The following is a 20,442-nucleotide window of genomic DNA, read 5'->3' on the forward strand; positions in this document are numbered from 1 at the left end:
AGGATCGATGACCACAGCTGATTTATTAAAAGCCATGTTTCCCCGAGGCTGGCCTCGCATGGCAGCACTATTTTGCCTCAGCCTCTTTTTAACGGTCAGCATTGCCGCCTGTTCAAATCCAGAGGCCAGTCCTCCAAGTGTAAACACCCGCGTTACCGCCGCAGATATTGCCGATATCGTCCCCGATGAGTCAACCCTAGCCACCATTCAGGCGGCGGGTAAGGTGAAAATTGCGGTGCCTGCCGACTTTGCTCCCTTTGGCTTTGTGAATACGGCTATGCAGCCGATTGGCTACGACATCGACATAGCCAACGCCGTTGCAGAAAGACTGGGGGTCGAAGCCGAGGTGATTCCAGTGGTGGGCAATTATCGCATTCCTTTTTTGCAGACTGGCCGGGTAGATCTGATCATCTCTAGCCTGGGCAAAAACGACGAGCGCGCCCTGATTATCAATTTTTCTGAACCCTATGCGCCGTTTTTTTCGGGCATTTATGGTGGCCCAGAGCTAGACATTGAAGCGATTGAAAATCTTGAGGGATTATCCCTAGGAGTTGCCCAAGGAGCTTTAGAAGATCTGGAGATTTCTAAACTGGTGGAAGAGTCTGAGGTCAATGTCGATATCCAGCGCTTTGCCAACAACAGCCTCACCGCATCGTCGCTAATATCTGGTCAGGTGGATGTGATTGCCACGGGCAATGTGGTGGCCGCCAAGCTAATTCGCGATAACCCCGATCGCCAGATCGAGAGTAAGTTTATTTTGAAAAACTCGCCCTGCTATGTGGGCGTTCGCAAGGGCGATCAGCCGCTGCTGGAGGAAGTTAATGCCATCATCGCTGACCTGAAGCAATCGGGCCGTTTAGATGAGATCTCTATGGCCTGGTTTGGCGAACCCCTGCCCGAGGAACTGGCGGCATCCTAGGCCAAATGCGCAGCGATCCGTCCCGGAATCGCCCAAAGCCGCCCACTACAGTCTGTGGCCCAGCTTCACCACCCGCGACCCATCCCTTCCCCAAAACCCTACTGAGGATTTGAACCATGGCTTACTCTCAGCCCAACACCAGCCAGGCCGGTACAGCTACCCTGGGTCTAGAGCCGGTGATCGTGGCCAAGGATGTCGAGAAACACTATGACAACGGCTTTCACGTGCTCAAAGGGGTCAGCCTCACTGTCTACAAAGGCGAAGTCGTAGTGCTGATGGGGCCGTCAGGGTCAGGGAAATCGACCTTTATTCGCACCTTTAATGGTCTAGAGCCCTACCAAAGCGGCAGCATCGAAATCGACGGCATCGAAATCTCCCACGACAAGCGGGGGATTGAGCTGGTGCGGCGGGAGGTGGGCATGGTGTTTCAGCAGTTTAACCTGTTTCCCCATCTGACCATTCTCAAAAACGTCACCCTGGGGCCCATTCACTTGCGCGGGCTCTCTAAGGACGAGGCCGAAGAGCAGGCCATGGAACTGCTCGATCGCGTCGGCATTTCTCACCAGGCCAACAAGTATCCTGGGCAGCTCTCGGGGGGGCAGCAGCAGCGGGTAGCGATCGCTCGCGCCCTGGCCATGCGCCCCAAAGTGATGTTGTTTGATGAACCCACCTCGGCCCTCGACCCCGAAATGGTGCGGGAGGTGCTGGATGTGATGCGCAACTTGGCGGAGTCAGGCATGACCATGGTGTGTGTCACCCACGAGGTCGGATTCGCTCGCGAAGTCGCCGATCGCATCATCTTTTTGGCCGAAGGCCATCTGGTGACCGACACCACCCCCGACGACTTTTTTAATAACCCTAAGGAAGAGCGCATTCAGAAATTTCTGTCCCAAATTTTGCACTAGGGCTATCGAGAACCCCGTAAACCGATGGCCCCTTGATCCGGCAGGTTCTGGTTGATGCGGAACTATTGACCTGGGGGATTCCCAACCCCAGGGCTTCTCTCCACGGCGGTTTCAAGGAACGTTTTGTGAGACAGTATCTTGTGTAGTTCTGGGCAGCGCCAACAGCTTTGCTCACCATTCCCACAGCAGGGATAGCAGCAGAGCAGGAATTGGGGCTGGTCGCGATCGCCACGCAAGTCGAGAAGGGTAAAGGCATGACCAACGCAGCATGGGTGTTTCCTGGGCAGGGTTCCCAAGCGATCGGCATGGGGGCAGACCTCGCCACCGAGGCCCTGGCCCAAGCCCGCTTTGCCGAAGCCGAGAACATCCTGGGCTGGTCGGTGCTCGATGTGGTTCAAGCCGCTGACGATAAGGTGTCAAACACCCTCTATACCCAGCCCTGTCTGTACGTCATCGAAAGTATTTTGGCTGATTTGCTCAAGGAGCAGGGCCACCAGCCAGCGGTTGTGGCGGGCCACAGCCTGGGCGAATACGTTGCCCTCTACACCGCCGGAGTCTTTGATTTTGCCGCCGGGCTGACCCTGGTGCAGCGCCGTGCCGAGCTGATGTCCCAAGCCTCTGACGGCATGATGGCCGCTCTGCTGGGCTTTGATGCCGACGAACTCGCCGCCAAGATTGAGGCCACTCCAGGGGTGGTGCTGGCCAACGACAACAATCCCGGTCAGGTGGTGATCTCGGGCACCCCAGAGGCCGTCACTGCGGTGATGGAAGGGGTCAAAGCCAAGCGGGCGGTAAAGCTCAACGTCAGCGGAGCCTTCCACTCGCCGCTGATGGCCGATGCCGCCGCCACGTTTCAGGCAGTCTTAGAACCCATCCCCTTTGCCACTGCCCAGGTGCCCGTGCTCTCTAACGTAGACCCTACCCCCTCCACCGATGGATCGGTGCTGAAGCAGCGACTAGTTCAGCAGATGACCGACTCTGTGCGCTGGCGCGAAATTACCCTGGCGTTGCCAGAGCTGGGCATTGATACGGTAGTCGAAGTCGGGCCGGGGAACGTGCTCACCGGGTTGACCAAGCGCACCTGCAAAGAACTAGCGCTGGTCAACGTAGGCAATTTGGAGCAGGTCGCCGGGTTAGCCAGCTGAAACTTATTCGACGGTCTTACCCCAGGTCAAAGGACTTTGATGGTTTTACAGAATAGGCCAGAGATGAGCCGCGATCGCGAACCCCCCGTCAACCTGCTGTGGTACCACCTGTTTAAATGGTCGGTGGTCAGCCCTATGCTGGGCCTATATTTTCGGGGTCGGGTCTACGGTACCGATCAGGTGCCCAAGACTGGGGGATTGGTAGTGGTCGCCAACCACGCCAGCGACTTTGATCCACCGCTGCTGTCCGCCGCCGTGCGCCGCCCCGTTTCGTATATGGCCAAAGAAGAGCTGTTTAAGGTACCGGTGCTCAGGCAGGCCATTCGTCTCTACGGGGCCTACCCAGTCAAGCGGGGCAGCGCCGATCGCAGCGCCATTCGCGAAGCCCTCAAGCAGCTAGAGCAGGGCTGGGCGGTGGGCATTTTTCTCCAGGGTACCCGCACCCCCGATGGCCGCATTCCTGACCCCAAAATTGGCGCGGCGCTGATTGCGGCCAAAGCCCAGGTGCCGCTGCTGCCCGTCAGCCTCTGGGGCACCCAGCGCATTTTCAGCAAGGGGTCGTCTGTACCCCGCCCCACCCCCCTCACCATCCGCATCGGTGCCCCCATCGCCCCACCCCCCTCCACCGCCCGCGAAGGGTTAGAGGTCATCACCACCCAGTGCGCCACCGAGATTCACCGCCTCCACGACCTTGGCCGCTAAAGTCCCTCACCCCACTCACCCATCTACACACCTACTCCTTCACCCCCCGCCCCATCTGGTAGCCTGTAAAAAGCTCGCGATCGCCCCTCCCCAGCCCATGTCCCAAGACCTCAAACAAGAACTCACCGATATGCTCGCCCCTGCCGACTGGGCCTGGATTAGCCCCCACGCTAATCGGGGCGCAGTGGTGGTGGTCGATCCCCAGTTAAATTTAGTCGAGGTGGGGGTGGCGATCGCCACCGACAACACCGCCGCCGTCAACCGCTGGATTGCCGAAGCCCTGATTACTAAACCCTCTCCCCTACAGCTTGAAGTGTGGGATCAGACTGCCAAAAAGCAGTTTCAGTCTTTGATTGTGCAACCCTTCGTGCTTGTGCAAGAAGCTTCAGCCTATGAAAACTGAGGCACCCCCGGAAGAGACTGCCCCAAGCCCACCGCCTCGGGGCAGAGACACTATCTGGGCCGCTTTGAACAACAGCACTCTAGTACGGTTCTTGCTGTTATTTGCCAGCGGCTGGGCCGCAATTCAGCTGCTAGCCTACTTTGAAGTGCTGATCGTGGTGTTTGTTACCGCCACGATTCTGGCTTTTTTACTCAACCATCCGGTCACCTGGCTCAGCCGGTGGCTACCGCGCGGGGTGGCGGCGATCGCCGTCTTTCTCACGTGCCTGGCCATTATTGTCGGCCTTTCCCTCACCCTGGGCATGGCGGTGCTGAGCCAGGGGCAGCAGCTTGCCACTAGCGTACAAAACTTTTCTGACTCGGTCATACCGTGGCTCAGCACCGCCGAAGATCTGTTAGAAACGCTGAATTTGCCCGTTGATTTGCAGGGTCTAGAGCCTCAGCTACAAAATCAGGCCGTAGCCATTCTTACAACTGGGCTAGGGCTCCTGCAATCGACCTTGGCTAACCTAGTTCTCGCAATCCTAATCGCGGTCGTGACCCTATTTATGATGCTGGACGGGGCCAAAATTTGGTGGTGGGTACTCGACCATCTGCCCATTCGCAATAAACTGCGATTTAATACCGTCATTCAGCACAACCTGCTGGGCTTCTTTTGGGGCCGGCTGCTGCTAGGCCTATTTTCTATCACCTCTACCTTTGCAGTATTTGCCTTTTTGGGCATGCCCTTTCCGCTAGTGCTCGCCATTATTGCCGGATCATTCAATTTAATTCCGGGCATTGGAGCCACCCTGGGGATAGGGATTGTATCTCTGCTGCTGCTGTCTCAAGGGGTATGGCTTGCCATTCAAGCTGTCGTCGTTTGCGTTGCTATAGAACAGATCGAAGAAAATTTGCTGCTGCCATATATCATGAAAGATTCCCTGGATATCAACCCGGTGATTATGTTCTTTGCGTTGATTGTAGGGGCTACGGTAGCGGGAGTGCTGGGGCTGTTTCTGGCCGTGCCGGTAGCCGGGGTGATCGTTACCTGGCTGGACATTGAAGCGATGCGGGGGAAACCCACCCAGGACTAAAAAGTAGCCCAGGCTCGCCCCAGTAAACCAATAAATCGGCCATCAGCCGATAAGCTAGAACACTGAACCCCTGGCGATAAGGTTTGATTGATTTATGTCCAACGCTGCCCCGTCAAACTCCTCTATGCCCCAGGGGAAGCGGCTGCGCTTTACCCAAGCCCCCCGCCCTTGGCTTTACGCCCTTTGGAAGTTCTGGCGTCCCCATACCGTCATTGGCACCAGCCTCAGCGTGGTGGGCATTGCCGCCATTGTTTTGGCTAGTAATCCTCTTCTTTTCGAAACTTTGCTGGAGTCAGTGGGAATAGCTGTAGTCGCTTGTCTCTTGGGGAATCTCTACATTGTTGGGCTCAATCAGCTTGAAGATATTGCGATCGATCGCATCAACAAACCACACCTTCCCCTCGCTGCCGGAGAGTTTTCCGTCGCCGATGGCCGCTGGATTGTGGGCCTGGCTGGCCTAGGGGCGGCGGGTTTAGCGGTTGTGGGCGGCCCCTGGCTGCTGGCAACCGTGGGCCTCAGCCTGATCATCGGCACCGCCTACTCGCTGCCTCCGGTGCGGCTAAAGCGGTTTCCGTTCTGGGCGTCGGTGTGCATTTTGGCGGTGCGGGGCACCATCGTGAATCTGGGGCTGTTTCTGCACTTTAGCGATCGCCTCAATCTTCCCCTCACCATTCCTGGGCGAGTTTGGGCACTGACGGCATTTATTCTGCTGTTTAGCATCGCTATTGCGCTCTTCAAAGATATTCCCGACATTGAGGGCGATCGCCGCTACGGCATCAGCACCCTGTCGCTCAAACTGGGGCAGCGCAACGTGTTTAACCTGGCCCTGGGCATTCTCACCGTCTGCTACCTCGGCATGGCGCTAGTCGCCCCCTGGCTGGTGGGCGTTAATCGCTTATTTTTGGCCGGGTCGCACCTGCTGGTGCTGGCGCTCCTGTGGTGGATGAGTCGCCGCGTGCCCCACTCCAGCCAGACCGACATCGCCCCAAAAAACCTTGCCTACCCTAGGTTTTACCAATTCATCTGGAAGCTATTTTTTCTGCAATACCTGATGTTTCCCCTGGCCTGCTGGCTGGTCTAGGACAAAGCAAGCCGGTACAACGGATCTAAACCTATGTATGACTGCATTATTGTGGGAGCCGGCCCTGCCGGAGCCACCGCCGCCTACCACCTGAGCAAAGCCGGGCACCAGGTACTGCTGCTCGATGCCGCCAAACTGCCCCGATACAAACCCTGCGGCGGTGGCGTCTCTCCCCAGGTGGCCCAGTGGTTTGACTTCGACTTTTCCCCCGCCATTTCCGTGAAGGTGCGCAAGGTGCGCTACACCTTCAATATGAGCGACCCAATTGAAGCCGAACTGCCCGCCGAAAAAGCTCTGTGGATGGTGCGGCGCGACGAGTTTGATCACTTTATCGTGCAGCAGGCTCAGAAACAAGGCGCTACTCTTTGGGATGGCACCAAAGCCCAAAGCATCGAAAACCAGGGAAATTTCTGGCAGGTCAACACCAGTCAAGGCCCAGTGCAGGGGCGGTTTTTAATCGCGGCGGACGGAGCGCGGGGGGCGATGGCCAAGTGGCTCGGCTTTTCCCAACGTCGGTACAAGCTCGCGGCTGCCCTAGAGGCTGAGCCTCGGCTAGAGGTGCCTGATGAGCCCGTAGTACATTTCGACCTGGGCCTGATGCAGCAGGGCTACCTGTGGAATTTTCCCAAGGCCGATGGCTACTCCATTGGCGGGGGCGTATTTCGCTCGGGTGCCCAGCGCAAGCAAGACCTGCGCTCTCCGGTTGCCGACTATGCCGCCGCCTTCGATGTCGATGCCAGCACCGTACAGCACTTTGGCCACCCCATCTTCATCTGGGATGGGTTTCAAGATTTACATACCCACCGGGCCGTGCTGGCGGGAGAGGCCGCCTGCGTGGTCGATCCGTTTACCGCAGAAGGCATCCGACCGTCTATCTTTAGCGGCCTAAAGGCGGCTGAGGCGATCGCCCAAGCGCTTCAAGAAGACAATCATCAACCCCCAGCCTCAAAAGGGCATCAAGCCTTAGCAGACTATAGCCAGATCATGAACACAGAATGGGGCGAAGAAATGCGCTGGGCCAGACGCTTAGCCCGCCTAGTCTACAGCGCCCCAGCCCTGGCCTATCGTGCTGGGGTGAAACGTCCCTCTAGCACCCTAACTATGGTAAAAGTATTCTGCGGTGAGCTCAGCTATGGCGAGGTCGCCCACAGAGCTATCCAACGGCTTAGCGTAGGGCTATTATCTTAGCCCTATTGGGCCGATAGGCACAAAAAAGCCAGGGCACCTTGCCCCGGCTTTTTTGTGTAGACGATTGTCAGAAATCAAACTCCACGGGGCGCTGGCTTCTAACCAATCGCATCCATAATTTTGAACATTGGCAGGTACATCGATACGAGAATCGACCCTACCATGCCACCCAACACCACAATCATGATCGGCTCCATGATGCTGGTCAGAGCCTTCACGGCCTGTTCCACCTCATCCTCATAGAAGTCAGCCACCTTCATCAGCATCGAGTCTAGTTCCCCCGTTTCTTCCCCAATGCTGATCATCTGAATCGCCATACCAGGGAACACCGCGTGCTTTTGGAGCGCCAGGCTAATCATGCCGCCCCCCTGCACATCTTTACGGGCCTCATCCACCGCTTCAGCAATCACCTGGTTACCCGCCGTGTCCCGCACAATTTCTAAGGCGGTTAGGATAGGCACCCCAGACTTTGAAAGCGAACCAAAGGTGCGGCAGAATCGAGCGGTAGCCGTTTTTTGAATCAGATCGCCAAACAGAGGCATCTTGAGAGACAGACGGTCAATCACCCGACGCCCGTTGAGGGTCGCGTAGTAACGCCTGTAGGCAAAAGACAAGGCCGATATCGCCGCTATCATAAATACCCAGTTCAGGGGTTGGCGCAAAAACCGGCTGATCATCATCATGATCTGCGTAAAGGCCGGCAGGTCAGTCCCTAAATCCTCAAACATATCGGCAAAGATCGGCAGCAAGAATACCGTCATACCAACAAAGATAATCACCGCCAAAAATCCTACCGTTACCGGATAGGCCATGGCCGACTTAATCTGGTTCTGCAACCGGGCTAAATCTTCCAGTAGTTTGGCCAGACGATTGAGCACTTCATCGAGGACGCCGCCTACCTCACCTGCCTGAATCAGCGCCACATAGAGGTTGTCAAAACAGGCCGGGTGCTTACGCATCGCGTCAGACAGGTTGGTGCCCTGCTGCACGTCAGCATTGATGGCCATCAGCGCCTTCTTGAGTTTTGGGTTAGCGCAGTCGTCTGCCAACACCCCCAACCCCCGAACTAAGGCGACACCAGCATTAACTAGGGCAGCAAACTGACGGGAAAAGATTGCCTTATCCTTGACCGTCACCTTGGTCATGGAGGTTTTAATGCTCTCCAGGTCAATATTGAACCCGGCTTCCTCCTTTATATCCATCACATAGAGGCCCTGATCTTTGAGAAGATTGCGGGCCTCATTAGGAGTCTCGGCGGAGATACGCTCTTTGCGCTGGGCTCCGCTGGTATCGCGACCAATGGCAACGTAGGTAGGCATGGCTCTAATAGCTCAATGGCTTGAAAGTACTGCAATTATAGCGACGGGTTCAGCTTGCCGAACCCGCTAAATCTACCTGAACTCGCGTGGTACGTGCTGTGCTCTAGCAGCATGGCCACTTTAGACCTCGGCGCTACCCCAAGATGGTGACAGCAATGGGTAATCTTTGCTCCTTACATCCAGCCTAGGGCACCCAGTTTAATTTTCCCTGAGCGCCCTATTTGTTTACTTAGGGGTGTTGTTGCCCTGGGGCTTTAATGGCGACCGGCAGCAGCGCCCTGGCGGGCAGCGGCATTGGGTGCCGGGGCTCCCCCAATCAGGCGTTGCAGTTCATCAGGACGAGATGTCTTAGACATAGCCGCCTCAAAGGAAATGGTGCCCGCTTTGTAGAGATCGGCCAAAACCTTTTCCAGGGTTTGCATCGCCAGCTTACCGCCGGTTTGAATGGCACCGTAGATTTGAGGGGTTTTACCTTCTCGAATCATGTTGGCGATCGCTGGGGTAATCACCATAATCTCTTGGGCCATAATGCGGCCAAACTCGCCAGGTTTAGGATTGGCCTTGGGTACAAGGGTCTGGCTGAGTACCGCCACCAGCGAACCTGACAGCTGCACTCGAATCTGCTGCTGCTGCTCGGGCGGAAACACGTCGATCATCCGGTCAACGGTTTGGGCCGCTGAGCTGGTGTGCAGAGTACCAAAGACGAGGTGACCCGTTTCTGCGGCCGAAATGGCTAGCGAGATGGTTTCTAGGTCACGCATCTCACCCACCAGAATCACGTCGGGATCTTCCCGTAGGGCTGCGCGCAGGGCGTTAGCGAAACTTTTAGTATCTTCCCCAATTTGGCGCTGGTGGATCAGGCTTTTGATCGGTTCATAGACAAATTCGATCGGGTCTTCAACGGTGAGAATATGCTCGGGCCGCGTGAGGTTGATATTGTTGATCATCGAGGCCAGCGTGGTCGATTTCCCAGAACCAGTGGGGCCAGTCACCAGAATCAGACCCCGAGGCTTCTCCGACAGCTCCCGGACAATGTTGGGCAACCCCAGCGTATCCATGCTTGGGATTTTGGAACTCAGTGCTCGCAAACAGGCCGCGTAGGTGCCTCGATCTTTATAGACGTTGACCCGAAAACGGGCCAGCCCTTTTACCCCGTAGGAGCAGTCCAGTTCCCAGGTTTGCTCCAGCTGTTTGCGCTGGGTGTTGTTAAGCATACTGAAGATCAGCCGCTGGCATGACTCGGCGGTCATCGGCTCGTGCTCGGTGGGGGTGAGTTTGCCGCTAATGCGGATGTAGGGGGGCAATCCTGCAGACAGGTGCAGGTCAGAGCCACCCCGCTCAATCACCTCTTCCATCAAGTCTTCGATCATCAATTCCATAGGGCTACCTCATGGGGGTTGAGAAACGTCAAGAGAACCTAGCGTTAGAAAAACTTAGGCTAAGCCGATAAAACAACTGGTGCCGTAGGGCCCATTGCTGCTAACAAGATGCCCACTTCGGCACAAAATGCTGTCAGACGACCGCTAATCGTGGAAGCGAGGAGTGAGGCAGTAGGGGCAGTCGAGCCAATCTTGCTGAAGCTCAGCGGCGCAACTGGCGCAAGTCAGCGAGGCCTTGCGCTTCGACTTGAGCTCTGCTTCTAGACCTGTATCCGTAAAGGTTACCCGTTCCACTTCATCTAGGGTGGTATACCCCTGACGCACCAGATCTAAACTGTAGGACAGCAGTGTCTGCATGCCCTCTTCCACTGCGGCCTCTTTGATCAATTCAGTAGGGGCCCCTTCGGAGATCAGCTTTTGCAGACGCTCGGTGACGCGCAGCACTTCGTATACTCCAACTCGGCCCTTATAGCCGCCGCCTTGGCACTTGGGGCAGAGGGTATTGTTATCCTTAGTAGCCGCGAGTTCTTCTACGGTGAGGGTGTTAGCTTTATAGAAGGTAATGTCTGACTCAGAGGAATTACTCAGTCCAAAGTGGGCTAGCTCTTCGGGAGTAGGGCTGTAGGAAATACGGCAGTCTGTGCACACTCGCCGCACCAGGCGCTGAGCCAGCACTCCAATTAAGGCGCTGGAAACCATGAATGACTCTACGCCCATTTCATCGAGACGGGCGATCGCCCCGGCAGCGTCGTTAGTGTGCAGCGTCGTTAGCACTAGGTGACCCGTCAAGGCGGCTTCAATTGCCGTTTTGGCCGTTTCGCGATCGCGGGTTTCACCCACCAGAATCACATCGGGGTCTTGGCGCAAAAAGGCGCGCAGAATCGACGCAAAATCCATGCCCTTTTCGCGAATTACCTGCACCTGGGTTAAACCGGGCAGCGTATATTCAATCGGATCTTCGGCAGTGCTGATATTAATGCCAGGGTCGTTCCGCTCTGACAGCACCGAGTAGAGGGTGGTGGTCTTCCCTGAGCCGGTTGGCCCGGTTACCAAGAGGAGACCGAAGGGACGAGAAGCCATATCCTGCACAATGCGCAGGGAATCGGGGTCAGTAATGAGCTTATCTAGACCGAGCTGAGTGGCTGAGTTGTCTAAAATCCGCAGCACCACCTTCTCGCCGCAGCGACTGGGCAGAGTGTTGACTCGAAAGTCAACTTTGCGCCCCTGAAACACCCGCCGAATACGACCATCCTGGGGTGCTCGGCGCTCGGCGATATCTAGCTCGGCAATAATCTTAAAACGCGCAGTGACAGCAGGAATGATCTTCTTGGGCATCTTTGGCAGGGCTTCTTTGAGCACCCCATCTTTCCGGAAGCGCACCCTCAGGTATTCCTCCTGAGGTTCGATGTGGATGTCAGAAACGCCCTCTTGAAGAGCTTTGGCCAAAATTTTGTTGACGAGGGCAATGACCGGGGCCGCACCGGCATCTTTGAGGGCCATGCCCAGGTCGGCCTCTTCGTCGATGACGTCTTCTAAGCTGCCTTCGCCGAAATCGAGCTCTTCCAGGCTAGTGTTGACGTCAACGGCGGCATCTAGTTCTTCTTTTTTCTGCTTGGCTACCGCATCGTCTAGGTAGGTAGACATCAGCCGCTGATAGTCTTCAACGGTGATGACCATGCGCCGAAGAGAGAGGCTTTGGGCCCGCAAAATACGGTTGAGGTCGTCCTGAGCTTCCAGATTCTCTGGATCGACCATGGCAACGAGCACCGATGGGGTCTCACTCTGCTCCTTAGAAAGGGGCACTAAGCGGTGACGTCGGCAGATATCAACAGGTATTAGGGTATCGATCAGCTGTCCGATTTGAGCCGGAGAGATATCGTTGAGTTCGGGATCGAGGGATTCAACCCCGTAAAGAATTTTGAGCTCGAAGAGCTGCTGTTTTTTGTACTGCCGCAGCAGCTCAGGGGAAAGCTGCTGACCGGTGAGAGACTCAAGTACGTCGGTTAGCGACTGTCCGCTTTTCCGGCTCTCCGCCAGGGCTTTCTGCATCTGCTCGGAGTCAACATAGCCCGCTTGAATGAGCTTGTTGCCAAAGGGCGAAAAACTCCGCTGAAGTACTAGAGCTCGCCGGGAGGAGGAATTAGTCATAGCGCTGATGCCAAAGTGCTGGTGTAAAACAGGCTCAAACCCAATCGTATGCAGGCAGTATGCCCTAAACGGGGGCTATACCCACTAAGCTAGCGCGATCGCAAGCCCCACCTGCAATGACCCCGTAGTGTCGATAATACCCTTATCTAATTTATCTGCACCACGGCGGGGCAGCGGCTTGCCAATCCCTTGGGTAGACCTTTTGGTAGAACAGCGCCTCAACCTGCGGCTGTCAAACCCACATTCCACGATAGAATTGGAAGCACTGTCAGGGGCGAGTCGCTAAGACGGACTTAAGCCCAGGCAGAGTTGTTGCATTCACCCGTCGAGTTACGTATCAGCATGGTTGACGACATTCACAACATGGCCCACGAGCCCGCTTCTGACCCTGAAGCCATCGAAGAGATTCTGGAGGAAGATGCTGTGGATATTGACTTTGACGACGTGGTCGAAGCTGCAGCAGCGACGGTTGAAGCCGCTGACGCAGCCCCGCCCTTCAATGAAGACAACAGCGTTGATTCGGCCGTCGTAGCCGATTTAGAGCGCCAGGTCGCTGGGCTAAAAGCCCAACTCGAAGACCGGGCAAATCAGTCGATGCGCATTGCCGCTGACTTTGAGAACTACCGCAAGCGCACTAGCAAAGAAAAAGACGAGTTGGCCACTCAAATCAAGGGTGATACCGTCATTGAACTGCTGCCAGTGGTTGACAACTTTGAGCGGGCGCGATCGCAGATTAAGCCCCAAACCGAAGCCGAGATGACTATTCACAAAAGTTATCAGAGCGTTTATAAGCAGCTAGTAGAGACTCTCAAGCGCCTAGGGGTGTCAGCCATGCGGGCCGAAGGGCAGGAGTTTGACCCACTACTGCACGAAGCCGTTATGCGCGAACCGACCGCCGATCACGCCGAGGGAGTGGTGATCGAAGAGTTTGTACGGGGCTACCAGCTAGGCGATCGGGTGCTACGCCACGCTATGGTAAAAGTGGCTGCGCCACCTGAGGATGATTCTCAAAGCCCGGATGTTGAGAGTACTGGCCCCTCTGACTAGCTTTTCCGCAGGGACAAGCTAGATAGATCCCCGCATGCTCTGAGGAGTGATGCGGCAGTTATGTTCCTATCTCCTCTGCGTTCTACACAAAACCCCGCATCTGGGCGGTGCAGCAAACAAATTACCGCAGCAGACGATAACTTCCTTAGCACAAGCGGGCAACCTAATCATAATTAGCTCAGACCGCCCTAGGCCTGGGCCAATTTCAAGGGTACAGCGAACGATTAAGTTGAGCACTGTGGGCTATGGGTAAAGTAATCGGCATTGACCTAGGAACAACCAACAGTTGTGTCGCTGTCCTAGAAGGCGGCAAACCAGCTGTAATTGCTAGCACCGAGGGGGGCCGTACGGTACCCAGCATCGTTGGCTTTGGTAAAAACGGTGAACGGTTAGTAGGCCAGTTGGCCAAACGCCAGGCAGTAACCAACGCAGAAAATACGGTCTACAGTATCAAGCGATTTATTGGTCGCCGCTGGGAAGATACCGAAACCGAGCGTAGTCGCGTGCCCTACATCTGCGTCAGCGGTCGTGACAATACCGTAGATGTACAGATTCGCGGCAAGGCGTTTACGCCCCAGGAAATTTCCGCCATGATCCTGCAGAAGCTCAAGCAGGATGCCGAGACTTATTTAGGCACAGAAGTAACCCAGGCCGTTATCACGGTGCCGGCTTACTTCACCGATGCCCAGCGCCAAGCCACCAAAGATGCGGGCACTATTGCGGGACTGGAAGTCCTGCGTATCATTAACGAACCTACTGCCGCAGCCCTCTCCTACGGCCTCGACAAACAAGATCAAGACCAGATTGTCCTGGTCTTTGACCTGGGTGGCGGCACCTTCGACGTATCTATTTTACAGCTGGGGGATGGCGTCTTTGAAGTCAAAGCCACTGCTGGCAACAACCACTTGGGGGGCGACGATTTTGATAACTGCATCGTCGAATGGATGACCGCTGCTTTTCGCGAACAGGAAGGCATTGATCTATCTGCCGATCGCATGGCACTACAGCGCATCCGAGAAGCAGCCGAAAAAGCCAAGGTCGAGTTGTCGAGTATGCCTTCGACGTCCATCAACCTCCCCTTTATTACCGCTGACGAGTCTGGGCCAAAGCATCTAGAGATGACGCTGACTCGCGCTCAATTCGAGCAATTTGCGTCGGAACTGGTGCAGGCCACCCTGGAACCCGTCAAGCAGGCGCTCAAGGATGCAGATTTGAACCCCGATGCGATCGATCGCATCTTATTGGTGGGTGGCTCTACCCGCATCCCGGCCGTACAGCAGGCGGTTAGCGCCTACTTCAACGGCAAAGCTCCCGATCGCTCTGTGAACCCCGACGAAGCCGTAGCCCTGGGAGCCTCAATTCAGGCTGGGGTACTGGGGGGCGAGGTCAAAGATCTGCTGCTGCTCGATGTCACCCCCCTCTCCCTGGGTATTGAAACCCTAGGAGAAGTGTTTACCAAGATTATTGAGCGCAACACCACCATTCCCACCAGCAAATCTCAGGTATTTTCCACTGCTACCGATGGCCAAACCTCTGTAGAAATTCACGTTCTCCAGGGTGAGCGAGCGATGGCTAAGGACAACAAAAGCCTGGGTAAGTTTGAGCTCACCGGTCTCCCTCCCGCTCCCCGGGGAGTGCCACAGATTGAGGTATCCTTTGAAATCGACGCCGATGGCATTCTTAAAGTGGCGGCCCTCGACAAAGGCACGGGCCGTGCTCAAAGCATCTGCATCACCAATACGGGCGGTCTAACCGACAGCGAGGTTGATCGTATGCGCCTAGAGGCCGAAACCTACGCTGACGAAGATGGGCGACGACGACAGCTGGCCGAGCTAACCAACCGAGCCGATAACCTGTTTTACAGCTACGAGGCCACCTTGCGCGATCACGGTAGCCTGCTAGACGATGCCACTCGGGCCGACCTAGATGAAAAAGTGAGCCAGCTGCGCGTCGCCACCCATACCCCCAGCATCGATGTCGATACCTTCCAGGGATATATTGATGCCCTGCAATCGGCCATCTTTGCCGTCGGAACCAATGTCTACCGAGATGTAGATGCCGGAGCCGATGTCGATATGGGGATTCCACCGGCGGCCTACGCCAGTGTTGAGGCCAGCGACGATGAGACCTACGATCCCGACTACGACGATGACATGGGGCTAGATGCCACCGTTACCGCCGACTACGAAGCCATCGACTGAGACCATGGGGCGGGTATTCCCACCTAGCCAAAGTGGGCACTCGTTTTAAAATGGTTTAATGTTTGATTGTTGCTGGAGTTGTCTAGGTAGCCCCCTATGGCCCGTGATTTCTATGACATGCTCGGTATTTCGCGCAACGCCGACCAAGATGACATTAAGCGAGCTTACCGACGCTTAGCCCGCAAATACCACCCCGATGTCAACAAGGAGCCTGGGGCTGAAGATACCTTCAAAGAGATCAATCGAGCCTACGAAGTGCTTTCCGAGCCCGAAACTCGCGCTCGCTACGATCGCTTTGGTGAGGCCGGACTGGGAACTGCTGCTGGCGGCTACCAAGACTTTGGCGACATGGGCGGCTTTGCCGACATCTTTGAAAGCTTTTTTAGCGGCTTCTCGGGGGGCCAGGGCCAGGGTACCCGACGCCGAGGGCCAACCCGAGGTGATGATCTCCGCCTTGACTTGAGGCTCGACTTTAAGGAAGCGGTGTTTGGCGGCGAAAAGGAAATTAAAATTAGCCACCTAGAAACCTGCGGTACCTGTACCGGCAGTGGGGCAAAGCCAGGTACCCGCCCGTCCACCTGCGGCACCTGTAGTGGTACTGGCCAGGTGCGTCGGGCTACACGCACTCCCTTTGGCAGTTTTACTCAAGTGTCGGCCTGCCCTACCTGCAATGGCACGGGTGAGGTCATTGAAGACCGCTGCGACGTATGCGGCGGCAGTGGTCAGACTCAGGAAACTAAGAAGCTCAAAATTACCGTGCCGGCCGGTGTTGATAACGGCACCCGGCTGAGGGTGTCGAACGAAGGTGATGCAGGACTGCGGGGTGGCCCTGCCGGAGATTTGTACGTTTATCTGTTTGTAGCCGAGGATGCCGCCTTTAAGCGCGATGGCATCAACATTCTCTCCGACCTTAAGATCAGCTATCTTCAAGCGATTTTGGGCTGCAAGCTGACCATTGACACCGTTGATGGCCCCGAAGAGCTAGACGTGCCTGCGGGCACCCAGCCCGGCACCGTGCTCACCCTCGACAATCGGGGCGTACCCAAGCTGGGCAACCCCGTCAGCCGGGGCGATCATCTGATTGCCGTACAGGTCGATATCCCTACCCGCATGAAGCCGGAGGAGCGAGAGCTGATTGAGAAACTGGCGGAAATTCGGGGTGAAAAAGTAAACCGGGGCGGCATTGAGGGCTTTCTAGGGGGGCTGTTTCGCGGATGAGTTATTCTACGGCAGCCGACGAATGTTTGGATTTGCGGGGCACTCCCTGCCCTATTAACTTTGTAAGAACCAAGCTCCAGCTGGAGAAAATGGCTCCAGGAGCCCTCTTAGAGGTGTGGCTCGATGCTGGGGAACCCGTGGAACAGGTGCCAGACAGTCTCACTATGGAAGGTTACGGAGTAGAGCATCTGGAAGACTGCGCCGGCTACTTTGTCCTCCACGTACGTCGTCCCGTTTAGGTGTCATTTACTGGGCCTAACGGTGCAGCACCAGCCGAGTTGGCAGCAGACCTCTGGGGACTGGTGGTGGCCACCCAGGCCAACTACTACCGAGTGAGATTAGACCTCAGTAGTGTGCTCCCTGACAGCAAGGTCTCGGGTCAAACACTGCTGTGCACCCGCCGGGCAAGACTGAAAAAAACCGGTCAGCATGTGATGGTGGGCGATCGCGTGCGGGTAGAGGCCATCGACTGGGCCGACGGACGGGGTGCGATCGCCGAAGTCAGCCCTCGCCAGTCGATATTAGACCGTCCACCTGTGGCCAATGCTGACCAGATTTTGCTAGTCTTTGCCTTGGCTGAGCCCGACCTTGACCCCCAACAACTGGGGAGATTTTTAGTTAAGGCTGAATCGACTGGGATACCCGTTAGTCTCTGCCTAAACAAGCAGGACTTAGTCAGTACTGACACTCGCCGCTATTGGCAGGATCAGATTAACCAGTGGGGCTATCCAGTCACGGTGATGAGCCTGCGGGAAGAGGACACCTTAGATACGCTGCTACCCCTGCTCAAGGGACGCACAACTATCATCTCAGGCCCCTCTGGGGTGGGCAAATCGAGCCTGATCAATTGGCTGATTCCCCAGACTAGCCTGAGAACAGGCGCGGTGTCTGGCAAGCTTGGGCGAGGTCGACACACCACTCGCCATGTGGAGCTGTTCGAGCTACCAGAGGGTGGGTTCTTAGCAGATACTCCCGGCTTTAACCAGCCCGATTTGGCCCTAACCCCGCTAGCCCTGGGTCAGTGCTTTCCAGAAATTCGGCTGCGCCTAGCCAAGGGGAATTGTCAATTCAACGATTGCCTCCATCGGGATGCACCGGGCTGTGCCGTGGACTCCCATTGGCCGCGCTACGACTTTTACCTCACGCTGTTAGAAGAGGCGCTGGCGTACCAAGAAACCCGCCAGCGCCAGCGTGAACCTGACGCGGCCCTCAAACTGCAAATGGGGAATCAGGGCCAGCAGCGGCAAGAACCTAGGCTTCAGGCTAAAAAATATCGCCGCCCGTCGCGCCGCCATCAGAAACAACGCCTTGATTATCTACGCTATGACCTGGATGGATCCGGCGATGCCATCGACCCTCAGCCCAGTGCCGAGGACTGATCTGAGGACGAGAGTTAGCCATAATATCTCTCGGCTTTGGGGATGGCAGTCAATACGATTGATAGAACTTGCCCCACCACAACGGCACTACATTCCAAGAAACGATTAAAACTTTGAAACCCTGCCGGATTTTATATTTTCTTTTTTTTCTTCTAGGATTTTCCCCAGGGTTTTCCCCAGTTTTGGTCAAGTTTTCCCCAGATAGTAACCAGGGAGTAGTGGTTTAGCCCAGCGCTGGGGATTGGGGTTCTCCACAGGTACACCAGATCCCTGGTGTGTCGGCGGCTACAGATAGTTCCAGCGGGGATCGCTGAAACCATTGAAGCCTCGTTTGTCAGAAATAGGGACTAGCGGATCGGGGGGTGGTTGGCAAGATTGACATCCCCCTGCCCTGTGGTGACAATGGTGCGACCAGCTTATACAGCGCTTCTGTTCAACTCGTTTGCAGGCTCTTAGTTCCCTTCTAGCAAGGGATCCAGCTTGTTCAAACCGTTGGTCGGGGCTGTGTTTTGCTGTCTAGTTTCAGATTGGGGAAGTGGAAATGAGTGAGCAATCAATGGCGGCGATGGCGTCGAGAATCAGCCTCAGTGTGGAGGTGCCGGAGGAGCTATTTGAGGCGATGCGCGACTACGTGGAGACCCACCCGTCGTGGAGTCAACACCGAGTGTTTTGCGCAGCGCTGTCACTATTTTTGATGCAGAACGGCATTAGCGATCGCCGCATTAACCGCCTTTATCTGGACGCCGTATTTGACTACGCCGCCTAGCTTCGCTGGGAGCCCTGGCAAGGAGGTCGTTTCAGGATAGGTTCCCATGAATTGGAGCATTTAATCCATCCCTTGCGCCAATGGCGGTCGTGGCACAGGGTTTAGAAGCGGGTCGGAGCCACGTTCGAAGGATAGCCAGCTCGAAGTTTAAAGTTGCAAAAGGGCCTCCCGAATGGGAGGCCCTTTTGCATGAGCAGAACCTACGGGTTGATGTTTGCTAGGAGTCTGGTTCCAGACGAACGAGACGACCATTGGGGTCGTCGGTCAGCACGTAGAGAAAGCCGTCTGGGCCTTGGCGCACATCGCGCACCCGCTGACCAATGGGAATCGACACCTGATTAACTACGCTACCGTTAGCATCGACCTCAATACGGCGCACATCCTGGGAGACCAGCCCGCCAGCAAATAGCTGTCCCTGCCACTGGGGATAGCGATCGCCCCGATACACCGCCAGCCCTGAGGGCGCGATCGAAGGCGTCCAGTAGGTGAGGGGATCAACCATATCCGGGCGCGATCGCTCGGTAGACACCGGGCCACCGGAATACTCTTCGCTGTAGGTCACCACTGGCCAGCCGTAGTTTTCGCCAGGTTCTAGACGGTTAAGCTCATCCCCGCCCCGAGAACCGTGCTCCGTAGACCACACCTGGCTGGTCTCAGGGTCAAGGGCTAGGCCCTGAATGTTGCGGTGGCCATAGCTCCAAATCAGCGGGTTAGCGCCCGCATCATCCACAAACGGGTTGTCGGCAGGAGCCTCGCCCTCGTCGGTCAGGCGCACCACCGAACCCAACAGGGTCTGGCGGTTTTGGGCCTGGTTACGAATTAGCTCTCCATCGAGCTGCACTGGGGGATTCCCCCCGTCGCCCAAGGCTACCAACAGAGTGCCATCGGGCAACCACTGTAGGCGCGACCCAAAATGCTGACCATCTGATTTGTCGCGGTTGTTGGTAAAAATCACCGTCCAGTCGGTGAGGGTGTTGCCCTCTAGCCGCGCCCTGGCCACCTGGGTGCGGTTGGCCTGCTGAGTGCCATCGGCATAGGCCAGGTAGATAAAGCCGTTGTCTTCAAACTCGGGGTGCAGGGTAATGTCTAGCAGCCCCCCCTGGCGAAAGGCTAACACCTCAGGCACCCCGGCGATGGGAGTGGAGTCTAGGGTGCCGTTACTGACCCGGCGCAGACGCCCTGGGCGCTCGGTAATCAGCATGTCGCCGTTGGGTAGCCAGACCATGCTCCAGGGATGCTCTAGGCCGTCTACAACGGTGATAGGCTCGACGTTATTCACCACCACCTGGGCCGTTGGCTCCTCAGGAGCGACGGGTTCGACCTGGGCGGTATCGGACGAAGGCGGAGCGGGGGTGCTGGAGGTTGAGGCGCAGCTGCCCAAGGCAAGCACCGCCAGGCAGGGCACCAAAATAGCAGTAAACCGAGTAAACACCATAAATACCGAAGCGCATTTGACACAAAAAGAGGAGTGGTCGCAATTCAAGGCGATCGCACCTATCCTCAATCTCGCTACGGTCTATGGGTGACGCCATCTACCTACGGACAGAGCTGCCGGTTCCAGGCATCA

18 protein-coding genes are annotated in these 20,442 nt (G+C 56.2%); 14 read left to right on the top strand and 4 right to left on the bottom strand.

Annotation, left to right across the window (positions count from 1 at the left end):
• Nucleotides 1–7: 7 nt before the first annotated feature.
• The 8 genes from VB780_RS00820 to VB780_RS00855 all read left to right on the top strand — a co-directional run bounded on the left by VB780_RS00820 (nt 8) and on the right by VB780_RS00855 (nt 7,418).
• A complete protein-coding gene (locus tag VB780_RS00820; RefSeq protein WP_323349240.1) occupies nt 8–919 on the top strand; it encodes a transporter substrate-binding domain-containing protein in 912 nt (303 codons plus the stop codon).
• Nucleotides 920–1,095: 176 nt separating this feature from the next.
• Nucleotides 1,096–1,824 carry an amino acid ABC transporter ATP-binding protein gene (locus tag VB780_RS00825; RefSeq protein ID WP_416349193.1) on the top strand — a complete coding sequence of 243 codons (729 nt, stop codon included), beginning with the start codon at nt 1,096–1,098 and terminating at the stop codon, nt 1,822–1,824.
• Between the two features lie 167 nt (nt 1,825–1,991).
• Nucleotides 1,992–2,969, top strand: a complete 978-nt coding sequence (gene fabD / locus VB780_RS00830) for an ACP S-malonyltransferase (RefSeq protein ID WP_323349242.1) — start codon at nt 1,992–1,994, stop codon at nt 2,967–2,969.
• Nucleotides 2,970–3,008: 39 nt separating this feature from the next.
• A complete protein-coding gene (locus VB780_RS00835; RefSeq protein WP_323349243.1) occupies nt 3,009–3,671 on the top strand; it encodes a lysophospholipid acyltransferase family protein in 663 nt (220 codons plus the stop codon).
• Nucleotides 3,672–3,768: 97 nt separating this feature from the next.
• Nucleotides 3,769–4,074: a DUF2288 domain-containing protein gene (locus VB780_RS00840; RefSeq protein WP_323349244.1), complete on the top strand. Its 306-nt coding sequence runs from the start codon at nt 3,769–3,771 to the stop codon at nt 4,072–4,074.
• Nucleotides 4,064–5,149 (top strand): AI-2E family transporter, encoded by a 1,086-nt coding sequence (locus VB780_RS00845; RefSeq protein WP_323349245.1) that lies wholly within the window; start codon nt 4,064–4,066, stop codon nt 5,147–5,149. The genes VB780_RS00840 and VB780_RS00845 overlap by 11 nt, the downstream gene beginning before the upstream one ends.
• Nucleotides 5,150–5,243: 94 nt before the next feature.
• On the top strand, nt 5,244–6,230 hold the full coding sequence (locus VB780_RS00850) for a homogentisate phytyltransferase (RefSeq protein ID WP_323349246.1): 987 nt from the start codon (nt 5,244–5,246) through the stop codon (nt 6,228–6,230).
• A 33-nt stretch (nt 6,231–6,263) separates the two neighbouring features.
• A complete protein-coding gene (locus VB780_RS00855; protein ID WP_323349247.1) occupies nt 6,264–7,418 on the top strand; it encodes a geranylgeranyl reductase family protein in 1,155 nt (384 codons plus the stop codon).
• A gap of 98 nt (nt 7,419–7,516) precedes the next feature.
• Here VB780_RS00855 and VB780_RS00860 read toward each other — a convergent pair whose 3' ends face one another.
• From VB780_RS00860 to VB780_RS00870, 3 genes are all read right to left on the bottom strand, one after another.
• On the bottom strand, nt 7,517–8,737 hold the full coding sequence (locus tag VB780_RS00860; RefSeq protein WP_323349248.1) for a type II secretion system F family protein: 1,221 nt from the start codon (nt 8,735–8,737) through the stop codon (nt 7,517–7,519).
• Nucleotides 8,738–8,991: 254 nt separating this feature from the next.
• Nucleotides 8,992–10,116, bottom strand: a complete 1,125-nt coding sequence (locus VB780_RS00865) for a type IV pilus twitching motility protein PilT (protein ID WP_073606465.1) — start codon at nt 10,114–10,116, stop codon at nt 8,992–8,994.
• A gap of 144 nt (nt 10,117–10,260) precedes the next feature.
• Entirely contained in the window at nt 10,261–12,264 is a 2,004-nt protein-coding gene (locus VB780_RS00870; protein ID WP_323349249.1) for a GspE/PulE family protein, read from the bottom strand.
• 342 nt (nt 12,265–12,606) lie between these two features.
• Between VB780_RS00870 and grpE the strand changes: the two genes are divergently transcribed.
• From grpE to VB780_RS00900, 6 genes are all read left to right on the top strand, one after another.
• The gene (grpE, locus tag VB780_RS00875; protein ID WP_323349250.1) at nt 12,607–13,311 is read left to right on the top strand and encodes a nucleotide exchange factor GrpE; all 705 of its coding nucleotides are present in this window, start codon (nt 12,607–12,609) and stop codon (nt 13,309–13,311) included.
• 245 nt (nt 13,312–13,556) lie between these two features.
• Nucleotides 13,557–15,512, top strand: a complete 1,956-nt coding sequence (gene dnaK, locus VB780_RS00880; RefSeq protein WP_323349251.1) for a molecular chaperone DnaK — start codon at nt 13,557–13,559, stop codon at nt 15,510–15,512.
• 96 nt (nt 15,513–15,608) lie between these two features.
• Nucleotides 15,609–16,730, top strand: a complete 1,122-nt coding sequence (dnaJ, locus tag VB780_RS00885; RefSeq protein WP_323349252.1) for a molecular chaperone DnaJ — start codon at nt 15,609–15,611, stop codon at nt 16,728–16,730.
• Nucleotides 16,727–16,969 carry a sulfurtransferase TusA family protein gene (locus VB780_RS00890; protein WP_323349253.1) on the top strand — a complete coding sequence of 81 codons (243 nt, stop codon included), beginning with the start codon at nt 16,727–16,729 and terminating at the stop codon, nt 16,967–16,969. Before dnaJ ends, VB780_RS00890 begins: the two co-directional genes overlap by 4 nt.
• Nucleotides 16,970–18,109 carry a small ribosomal subunit biogenesis GTPase RsgA gene (rsgA, locus tag VB780_RS00895; protein ID WP_323349254.1) on the top strand — a complete coding sequence of 380 codons (1,140 nt, stop codon included), beginning with the start codon at nt 16,970–16,972 and terminating at the stop codon, nt 18,107–18,109.
• A 541-nt stretch (nt 18,110–18,650) separates the two neighbouring features.
• The gene (locus VB780_RS00900; RefSeq protein WP_242019766.1) at nt 18,651–18,875 is read left to right on the top strand and encodes a DUF2811 domain-containing protein; all 225 of its coding nucleotides are present in this window, start codon (nt 18,651–18,653) and stop codon (nt 18,873–18,875) included.
• A 217-nt stretch (nt 18,876–19,092) separates the two neighbouring features.
• Here the strand turns inward: VB780_RS00900 and VB780_RS00905 are convergent, their stop codons facing one another.
• Nucleotides 19,093–20,310 (bottom strand): PQQ-dependent sugar dehydrogenase, encoded by a 1,218-nt coding sequence (locus VB780_RS00905; RefSeq protein WP_323349255.1) that lies wholly within the window; start codon nt 20,308–20,310, stop codon nt 19,093–19,095.
• Between the last annotated feature and the right edge of the window lie 132 nt (nt 20,311–20,442).

The sequence above is a fragment of the Leptolyngbya sp. CCNP1308 genome (assembly GCF_034932455.1).
Taxonomy (GTDB): Bacteria; Cyanobacteriota; Cyanobacteriia; order Phormidesmidales; family Phormidesmidaceae; genus Nodosilinea.